Raw genomic sequence first — 9,458 nt, 5'->3', positions numbered from 1 at the left:
CGGCCAACCAAACTGGACGGTCTTCAGGTCCGCACCGATGGCCCCCTTGTCGTTCCTCGATAAGCTCTTGAGCCAATCACGTACGGGCTCGGTGCCGGAGTCGGCCCGGAAAAAGACGACATCAAGGATCGGCTCAAGCAGCATCAGCGCTAGTGTACCATTGTTGGTGCGGCGCGGTTCGTTCCCGACACGCGCGCGGTCGCTCAAAATCGACCATCACTGCGGGAGCGCCGCAGATGGATTTTTCCGGTCGGTCAGCTTGGCCGGCAGCGTCGTCCGCAAGAAGTCATCCGTCGCTTCGAAGACCGCATCGCTGCCGGTGTACTCGCGCGTCAGCGGAACGATCTTGCGCCGCACGCCCATGCCGCGGGCGTCCACGTAGCCGTAGTCGCGCAGGACCTCCACGATGATCGGGTTGCGCGCCGAGCGTTGACCGGCCAGCATCTTGGCGACGGTCATGGCATTTTGCAGCGGTCCGGGGCTGGTCACGGTCAAGCGGTTGCGGTAACGCACCACTTCGATTTCAGCGGGGCGTGTCCAGTCACGATGCGCGAGTGCGTTGAGCAGGCATTCACGAACGGCCTCCGGGGGATACAACCACTGTCGTTCGCGACGCAGCGCGTCAACCAGTTCGGCCGTCTCCTCCGACAGGAAGGGCTGCGTCCGCTCGAAAAATTGTTCGATGAGGCCGGCCTGCGCCCGAAACACTTGTCCAGACCCTGACCTCGACCAGAGCCCGACCAGTGGCCCATCCAGCACAGCATCATCGAGCGACTGGTAATCCATGTCATCCCCGGCGAAGGCCATCCAGCGTAGCCCCGCCTGTCGCAACAACCGGCGCGGCCGATGAGCGAACAAGACCACGCCGGCAATGGTGCAGACCGGCGCGTCAGCGGGACGCTCCGCCAGGAAGCCCAGGCCGCAAAGCCGCTCCATCCATGCCGACGCGTCTGGCGGCACCTCGTCCGCCAGTACCCGGCCAAGGTAGTCCGTCAACCGAATGCGATCCAGATCCGCCAGGGCACTGCCGGAGACCGGCAACAGTTCTGCGTGCAGCAGGCCCCCCGAGGCAAACAGGGCGGCCTGCTGCTCCCGCGTCGCGAGTCGCGAGGTGCTGCCGACACGCACGTAAATATCCTCGCGCTGATGATGCCGCACGACATAGGGTTTGGCCGTGCCGGGCAACACGGTCACCACGGCCACGCGCCGACCGTCATCCAGGTGGACTTCCTCGTAATAAGGCAGCAGTTGCGGATGAACGGTACGACCGAACACCGTATCCATGACCCAATGTTCCAGATCCGGACGTTGGATACCGCTCACGGCGCCGTCGTCTTCGACGCCGATTAGCAGCCGGCCGCCCTGAAAATTGGCAAACGCAACGACTTCCCGGGCCAACTGCTCCGGCCGCAGCGCGTCGCGCTTGAACTCGACACCGGAATTCTCGCCTTGGCGGATCAGTTGCATGAGTTCTTCTGGAGTCATTTCGCTTGCTCTGTTTCGGCGGCCTTGGTCATGGTACCGGCCAGCTTTCGTTGTGGCCCTCGGGGGGAGGAATTTCATCCACAGATGTCACAGATGTTTTTCTTCATCTGTGAACATCTGTGACATCTGTGGACAAATCCGGGTGATCGCTGTGGCCGGAACGACGATCATGGACCTCCCGACCCACTCATCAACCGCCGAACTCCAGATCGCGCCCCAGATTGCAGCCATAGAAGATCTCGGAGAGCTCACGACGCAGCAACCGCTCAATGTGCAGCTTGTCCGGTTCGTGCAAATCTTTCTCTTCGATGCAAAAAAGATAGTCGTCCATCTGGAAATGCTTGAGCACCATCTTGGTGTGAAACAGGTTTTCCTGATAGACATTGACGTCGACCATCTGATAGCGGTCCTGGGTGTCCTGCGACAGGTAGTTCTGGATCGAGGCGATATTGTGGTCGATGAAGTGCTTGCGGCCCTTTACATCGCGGGTGAAGCCGCGCACCCGATAATCCATGATCACGACATCCGACTCGAAGGAGTGGATCAGATAGTTCAACGCACGCAACGGCGAGATGCGCCCGCAGGTGGACACGTCGATGTCCGCCCGGAAGGTACTGATGCCGGTGGCAGGGTTGGTCTCGGGGTAGGTATGGACCGTGATGTGACTCTTGTCCAGGTGGGCAACCACCGCGTTCGGGGCCAGGACTGGCTTGGCCAGGGGGCCCGGCTTGGCGTAGTTGGTGAGCTGCTCGGCGGCCACGGGCTCCTCGGAGATCAGCATGGTGACCGAGGCACCCTGGGGTTCATAGTCCTGGCGGGCGACATTGAGGATGTTGGCGCCGATGATCTCGGTCACATCGGTCAGGATCGCGGTCAGGCGGGCCGCGTTGTAGGCATCGTCGATGTACGCGATGTAGGCGTCACGCTGGGCTTCAGACTCCGCGTAGCAGACGTCGTAGATGTTGAAGCTCAGGGTCTTGGTCAGATTGTTGAAGCCGTGCAGACGCAGCTTCTTGAGGGGGGTCGGCATATGGGGAAACCTCCGGGATGCGCAGGTGCGCATCCTAGCAGGATGTAGGGAAAGTCTAAGTCCCTTGGCGGGTCGCGGGATTATTTATCGGATCGCTGGTCTGCCGCCACCGTATGAACCACCCTGATCGCACCCCCGGTACCCTGGTCGGGCGGGCAGCGCGGCCTCGATCAAGATTCCGGCCGCTTGGGTTCGCCGGTGCGTAGTCAGGCCATCCTGGCCTGACACCGTCAGGGCTGGAAGCCCTGACTACGCATGCCGTTGGCCGGGATTACGATCAAGGCCGCAGCGCGGCGGGTGCGCATGACCGCAACCGACCGCCGGACACCGACGACGCAACGCGCGTGCTCGCTTCAACGATTGGAGCGTGTAGGATAGGGCTGGACGCACCGCCAGCCGCGACGAAACAAGAATCAAGATGATCGAGAACCTGACCCTGGCCGATCTGTGCCAATCCGAGACACCCGTCACCCTGTCCCCGGACGACCCGCTCTCCCTGGCCATCGCCACGATGACCGAACGGCATCTGAGTTCCGTGGTGCTGGTGCGCGCGGGTCGACCGGTTGGCATCTTCACCGAGCGCGATGCCCTGACGCTGATCGCCGGCGGTGATTACGACCTGAACACCCCCCTGGAGACCTTCCGGTCTCAAGACCTCCTCACCGCCTCGGCCCAGTTGTCCTTCGTGGACGGCTATGTGCTCATGTCCCAGCGCGGTTTTCGGCATCTGGTGCTGGTGGATGCGCAAGGCGCGCTGTGCGGCCTGGTCACCGAGACCGATTTCAGCCGCGCCCTGGGGGTCGACGAATTCCTGGAGCCACGCACCGTCGCGGACCTGATGACCCGTAATCCCTTGACCCTGCCGCCGGAGACGCCGGTCGCGCAGGCCCTCGCCTGCATGGCTGGACGGAGCATCAGCTCCGTCATCGTCGCCGACCAGGAGCGGGCGGTCGGCATCCTGACCGAGCGCGACGCCATCGGCCTCATCGGCTCTGGTCGGGACCTGGCAGCGACCGCGCTCGCCACGGCGATGTCGCAGCCGGTGCACCGCGTGCGACCGGATCAGGCGGCCCATGCAGCCAGTCTTCAGATGCAAGCGCTGGGGGTGCGGCGTCTCGTGGTCGAAGATGCGGGAGGACGCCTGCTGGGTGTCCTGACCCGCTATGACCTGGTCAAGGATATCCAGGGCGTTTATCAGCGGCTGTTGCAGCGGCTCCTCGCCCACCAGGGTCAGGACATCAGCGATTTGCGCCGCGCGCAGGAGGGGCTGCTGGAAGCCCAGGCCCTGACCCATCTGGGGAGTTGGGAGCTGGATCTGGTGCACGACCGGCTCACCTGGTCAAACGAAGCCTACCGTATCTTCGGGCTGCCGCCCGCCACCCCGCTCACTCTCGATGACTTTCTTGCTTTGGTCCATCCCAACGACCGCGAGCGGGTGATGCGGGCCTATCGGCACTCGGTGGAGCGTGTCGAGCCCTACGACATTGAGCACCGCGTGTGCCGACCCGACGGCGGCGAACGCTGGGTGCGCGAGCGCGGGGTCCACCGCACCGATGAAGCCGGGCGCACCATCCGCACCCTGGGCACCGTCCATGACATGACCGATGACCGTGCGGCACGCGCGATCATCGAAGAACGCACCTACCAACTCGGTCAGCGCGCCAAGGAGCTCAAGGCGCTTTACGGCATCATGCGCACCCTGGCCGCATCGGACCTCGACCTGCCGCCGGCCCTGACCGCGGTGACTGAACTACTGCCGTCGGCCTGGCAACATCCGACGCTGGCCCGGGTACGGATCGAGGTCGACGACTACCGGATCGAGACCCCGGGATTCCAGGCGACTCCCTGGATGCAGGACGCGGCGATTCGGGTCAGCACCGAGCAGCGCGGGACACTGCGTCTGGCCTACCTGACGGCCCCGCCGCAACAGGGGGCCACGGGACCGGATCGCCCGTTCGCGGCCGAAGAGGATCAATTGCTGGAAGCCGTCGCCATCGAACTCGGCCGGTTCCTGCGGCGAACCGACGCGGAGCGCGCACTGCGCGAGAGCGAGGAGAAATATCGCTGGATCTTCGAGTCCAGCCGCGACGGCATCTGGCTGATCGATCTTGATACCGGCAAAGCGCTGGCCAATCAGGCCGCCGCGCGAATGTTGGGCCTGACCGGCGCGGAGGCTCTGCGATACCGCCACCCCGCGGAGTTCTCCCCCGCCGTGCAGCCCGACGGTGTAACCACCGCGCAGCGACAGCAGGACATCATGGCCGCGCTGGAGGCGCACGGCAGCTACCGCGGGCCCTGGGAGCACCAGCGCTCGGATGGGTCTTGCTTCCCGACCGAGGTCACCATCACCCGCGTCCCCTACCGCGGTCGCCAGGCGCTGATTTCCTTCACCCGCGACCTCACCGAGGAACGGACCGCCGCGCAGCAACAACGCCTCATCAACACGCTGTTTGACAGCACCAGCGAAGGGATCTTGATTACCGATGCGGACAATCGCATCGTCGCCGTCAATCCCGCCTTCACCGTCATCACCGGCTACAGCCCGCTGGAGGCCATCGGCCAGGATCCGCGGTTATTGAGATCCGGACATCATGATGCCGCCTTTTTTCGTGCTCTGTGGGATCAACTGTCACTGACCGAGACTTGGAGCGGCGAGATCTGGAATCGGCGCAAGAACGGTGAGGTCTACCCAGGGTGGCTCAACATCAATCAGGTGCGCGGCGCGGACGGCCGCGTGCTGCAACACCTGGCGCTGCTCAGCGACCAGAGTGTCGCGCGCCGTTCCGCCGCGGAGATCGAATTCCTGAACCATCATGACCCGCTTACCGGGCTGGCCAACCTTACCCTGCTGCGCATCCAGCTCACCGATGCCCTGGAACTGGCGCGCGCCGAGCAGCGGCGGCTGGCCCTGCTGGTCATGGACCTGGACCGCTTCGCGGACGTGGTGGCCAGCCATGGACACTTGGCCGGGGACGCGGTCTTGCGTGCCATCGGCCTGCGACTCACCGCCGAGGCGCAGCCCGCGGACATCGTCGCCCGCCTGGCCGGCGACACCTTCGTCATCGCCCACCCGATCGACGCCGGACTTGATGCGGCCGCCCGTGCCGCCCGCGCGACCCAGGCCCTGTTCAGCCGGCCGCTGAATCTGAGCGATTTACCCGGCCTGGCGATTACCGCCAGCCTCGGGGTGGCGGTCTTTCCTGAAGACGGAAACAGCGTCACCAGCCTGCTGCGCAACGCCGAGTCCGCCCTGCATGGGGCCAAGGCGGCCGGACGCAACGGCATCGCCTTTTATCGCCCGGAGATGACTCAGGCCGCACGGCGACGCGTCGAGGTGGAGTGGGCCTTGCGCCGCGCGCTGGCCGCCGGCGAGTTTCGCCTGCACTACCAACCGATCGTCGCGATCAAGACCGGCGCCATCACCGCCGTGGAGGCTCTGATCCGCTGGCAACACCCGCGCGACGGACTGCTGCTGCCCGGCGCCTTCATTGAGGCGATCGAACACAGCGATCTGGTCCATCCGGTCGGACGCTGGGTCCTGGAGCAGGCGGTCACGCAGGCGCGGGAGTGGCTGCGGCTGCGCCGGGTCCGTATCTCGGTGAACATTTCCGGTCCACAAATCGCTGCCGGCACCCTGGCGCGTGATCTCAAGAGAGTACTCGATGCCGGTGGTCTGGACCCGGAACTGCTGGAGATCGAGGTGCTGGAGCGCATCCTGCTGCGCGATCCGGATCAGGCATTGGAGGAACTCAACCGCGTGCGCGAGCTGGGTGTCGCCATCGCGCTGGACGACTTCGGCACCGGCTACTCCAGTTTGAGCTATCTGACGCGTCTGCCGGTCGACTACCTCAAGATCGACCAGACCTTCATCCGCCACCTGGTGAACGAACCGGGAGACGCGGCCATTGTCCGCGCCACTATCGCCATGGCCCATAACCTCGGGATCCAGGTCATTGCCGAAGGGGTGGAAACCGAGGGCCAACTGAACTTCCTGGCCGGCATCGGGTGCGACCTGGCCCAAGGCTTCCTGCTGTGCCGCCCGGCGGCCCCGGACGTCATCGCCGGGCACCTGACCGACGGATGTCCGCTGGCCCTGCCGACGCGCGTGCGCGACGCCCGCACCTGCAAGGTGCTGATCGTCGAAACGGATGAGAGCCTGCGCCGTTGGCTGCGGCAGGAACTTGCCGCCCAGGGCGGCCACCCGCACACGGTCGGCGACCTGGATGCCGCCTGGGAGTATCTGGCGCGGGAAGACACCCATGTGCTCCTGATTGATCACCGTCCACCGTTCATCACCGCCGTTCCGTTCCTGGAGCGGGCGCGTCGACTGTATCCCAACGTCGTCCGCATCCTGATCGCCGATTGCCCGAACGCGGCCCTGCTGCTGGCGGCCGTCAATCAGGGTGGGGCCTTCAAGGTGCTGGACCGACCACTGAGCGCCCGTCAGGTCCGTGCGGCGGTCAGCGAGGCCCACGCGCGTGCCCGCGCGCTGCGGCGCGGCGATGCGGCGGGGTGCGGTGCCGAACGCGATAACGGACACCTATGACTGCATCACGCGTACCCTGACGATTGAATCGGGGCGTCCCGCCCCGGCGTGAGATCAAGCGCCTCGCCCATCAATCAGGCACCGAAAGGTCCGAGCCGCGACAGATCGACCGTCGGCCGCGGAGCCGCCGCGGCGGCACCCGGAGCCGCTTCCGCGCCGAGTTGCAGCAGCACCGGCAGACCGCGCGGCAGCACATCGACCTCCGCGCCCGAGGCGATCAACTGTTCGTTCTCCATCACCTCGAGCACCGTGTTCAGCACCTCCGGATCGCGTTGTGCGATAGCATTCAGTGCGTCACCGACCACGGCCGGGCGTGTTGCCGAGGCCTCCGCCATGGTTTGCGACACCTTGAACGCGGTCTGACTCTTGATGAGACCTACGCGGTTCTCGCCATCCTGCTTCATCGCACTGGTCACCTGCACCAGCCGCTTCACCACCTTCTCGGTAATATTGTCCACCATCTGCCGGTCCGTGAAGGCCACCTTGCGGATGTAGACCGAACCGAGCTGATAGCCCCATTTCTCCGACAGCGGCGAGACGGTCGCCCGCACCTGATGGCTGAGCTGATGCCGATCCTCCAGCATTTTGTCCATCTCCAGGTTGCTCAAGGTCGAGATGGTCGAACTCGCCACATTGGCCTGGAGCGAGCCCTCCGGGTTGGCGTTGCGGAACAGATAGGCCACCGGGTCACTGACCTGCATCTCGTACCAGATACCCACGCCCATGGGCGTGCCCTCCTCCGAATTGACCATCTGGTCGCGCAAGTAGTATTGCCGCAGTGACGTGCTCACCAGATCGCGCTTGCCGAAGAACGGCACCAGCAGCGCGCGCGGCCCGAAATGGAGCACCGGAAAATGCAGTCCGGCCTCGTCCAGCGTGCCGAGCACCTTGCCGAACAGCGTGTAGACCTGCGCCTCCCGCTCCTTGACGATGGTAAAAAGCCCCAGCCCGCTGGTCACCGCCAACAGCAGGGGGATGAAGACCAAGCCCATGATGAAGGCGATAACGGGGGCGAAATCATCGACGAATGGCATGACGGATCTCCTTCAGCTCGCGGTTCCGGTGGTTTGAACGATGCGCCTGGCACGCCTGAGCAAGGGAATACGCATGTTGCGTACATAGGCGCGCAACGCCGCGTCGCCGCCCTGCGCCTTGATGTGCACCAGGGTCTCCGCCAACTCCTTGAGCGGCGCCACTTCCGCCTGCGCCTTGTTCATCGCGATATCCACCGCCCGCTTGCTCATGGTGATCTGCTGTTCCGCGTCCGCGCGGGCCGTACTGATATCCGCCGCCACCTGATTGCGGGTGCTGTTGATCGCGGAGAGTGCGCGGTCCACCTCCGGCGGCGGATCGATCTGCGTGATCAAAGCGGCTTCCAACTCGATCCCGTAACGGTGACCGGTGGTCAGGCACTGCTGTTCCATGTACTCGTTGAGCAGCGGCAGGTTCTTCCTCAGATCGTTGATCGACACCCCTTCGGAAAGGTCTGGTCCGACCACGTCGCCCTGCGCCTCCGAAGCGTCGGCACTGGCGAGCAGCCGCTGGCCCTTGGGGTCCGAAAAATTGGCGATCCGCTCGCGCAACACGGCGATGAAGTAGCCCATCACATGTTGCAAGGGATCCGCGACCCCAAAGATAAATGGGTAGAGGTTGGCCTCCGAGACGCGAAAGCGGATCTGGCCGTTGACGCCCGTCGTCAGATTGTCTTTGGTCACCGCCTCGATGGTGTTCTGGCGCTTGGTGGGATCCCAGGTCAGATCCAGCGCCTGGGTGGCGACGTCGACCTTATGCACGTCCTGCCAGGGCCACTTGAAGTAAGGCCCGCCCGGGCCGACGACACGCAGCCGCGGGAAGCGGTAGCGCGCCCGCTCCTCCTCGGTCAACTCAAGATCGGACACCAGTTGACCGTCCAGGCGCTCGGCCCGCCCGAGCGAGGTGAGCACCGCCCGCTCATTGGGCTTGACGGTATAAAACGCCTGGATGATGACCCGATAAATCGAGAATGCGGCCAGGCCAAGCAGGAAGGCAGTAAACAGCATCACACACTCCGTTCAGGTTGAATCGACACCGGACGCGAGATTCAGGAAGCGGGCTCGGCCAGCGGTCCCGCCATCGACGCTGCGGCTAGCAGCCCCTGTGGTCCGGCAATGGCGCCCGCATCCGGGCCGGACGACAAGCCCCGACACCACCGGCGGCAACGCCGATCGAACCTCAAAATCGCACCCTAACATTAGCACCTACGCTCAGTTTCGGCTCAACAACCGCATTCCAGGCGACAGCGTGAATCGGCCCTGCGTGGCGCACTGGAGGTCGAGGCTTACCGAGAAAGTCGCGCAGCGACCCCGTGGGAGCGGCGTCCCGCCGCGATGGGCCGGGCGCAGTATTGAGGTCACCGCG

Annotated in this window: 5 protein-coding genes and 1 pseudogene; 1 reads left to right on the top strand and 5 read right to left on the bottom strand. The window is 64.6% G+C overall.

Features of this window, described 5'->3' with window-relative positions; genetic code table 11:
• The 3 genes and pseudogenes from QZY03_RS30950 to speD form a co-directional block, all read right to left on the bottom strand.
• A pseudogene (locus QZY03_RS30950) lies at nucleotides 1-207 on the bottom strand (hypothetical protein); the annotation flags it as partial.
• 9 nt (nucleotides 208-216) lie between these two features.
• The gene (locus QZY03_RS30945) at nucleotides 217-1,485 is read right to left on the bottom strand and encodes an RNA-binding domain-containing protein (RefSeq protein ID WP_295588072.1); all 1,269 of its coding nucleotides are present in this window, start codon (nucleotides 1,483-1,485) and stop codon (nucleotides 217-219) included.
• Between the two features lie 190 nt (nucleotides 1,486-1,675).
• Nucleotides 1,676-2,515 (bottom strand): adenosylmethionine decarboxylase, encoded by an 840-nt coding sequence (gene speD, locus QZY03_RS30940; RefSeq protein WP_295588070.1) that lies wholly within the window; start codon nucleotides 2,513-2,515, stop codon nucleotides 1,676-1,678.
• A 418-nt stretch (nucleotides 2,516-2,933) separates the two neighbouring features.
• Here speD and QZY03_RS30935 point away from each other — a divergent pair, with 418 nt between their 5' ends.
• Entirely contained in the window at nucleotides 2,934-7,061 is a 4,128-nt protein-coding gene (locus QZY03_RS30935; protein WP_295588068.1) for an EAL domain-containing protein, read from the top strand.
• A gap of 74 nt (nucleotides 7,062-7,135) precedes the next feature.
• Here the strand turns inward: QZY03_RS30935 and QZY03_RS30930 are convergent, their stop codons facing one another.
• Both QZY03_RS30930 and QZY03_RS30925 read right to left on the bottom strand, forming a co-directional pair.
• A complete protein-coding gene (locus QZY03_RS30930; RefSeq protein WP_295588066.1) occupies nucleotides 7,136-8,095 on the bottom strand; it encodes an SPFH domain-containing protein in 960 nt (319 codons plus the stop codon).
• A gap of 12 nt (nucleotides 8,096-8,107) precedes the next feature.
• A complete protein-coding gene (locus QZY03_RS30925) occupies nucleotides 8,108-9,100 on the bottom strand; it encodes an SPFH domain-containing protein (protein WP_295588064.1) in 993 nt (330 codons plus the stop codon).
• Nucleotides 9,101-9,458 lie beyond the last annotated feature (358 nt).

This window comes from uncultured Lamprocystis sp., assembly GCF_903933125.1.
Lineage (GTDB): Bacteria > Pseudomonadota > Gammaproteobacteria > Chromatiales > Chromatiaceae > Thiodictyon.
Note: the sequence above shows the minus strand (reverse complement) of the source record. Positions and strands in the feature narration are given on the sequence as shown.

Excerpts from the sequence above, each read along its gene's own strand:
- QZY03_RS30945 (WP_295588072.1), bottom strand. The coding sequence starts at position 1,485 with ATGACTCCAGAAGAACTCATGCAACTGATCCGCCAAGGCGAGAATTCC.
- speD (WP_295588070.1), bottom strand. The coding sequence starts at position 2,515 with ATGCCGACCCCCCTCAAGAAGCTGCGTCTGCACGGCTTCAACAATCTG.
- QZY03_RS30935 (WP_295588068.1), top strand. The coding sequence starts at position 2,934 with ATGATCGAGAACCTGACCCTGGCCGATCTGTGCCAATCCGAGACACCC.
- QZY03_RS30930 (WP_295588066.1), bottom strand. The coding sequence starts at position 8,095 with ATGCCATTCGTCGATGATTTCGCCCCCGTTATCGCCTTCATCATGGGC.
- QZY03_RS30925 (WP_295588064.1), bottom strand. The coding sequence starts at position 9,100 with ATGCTGTTTACTGCCTTCCTGCTTGGCCTGGCCGCATTCTCGATTTAT.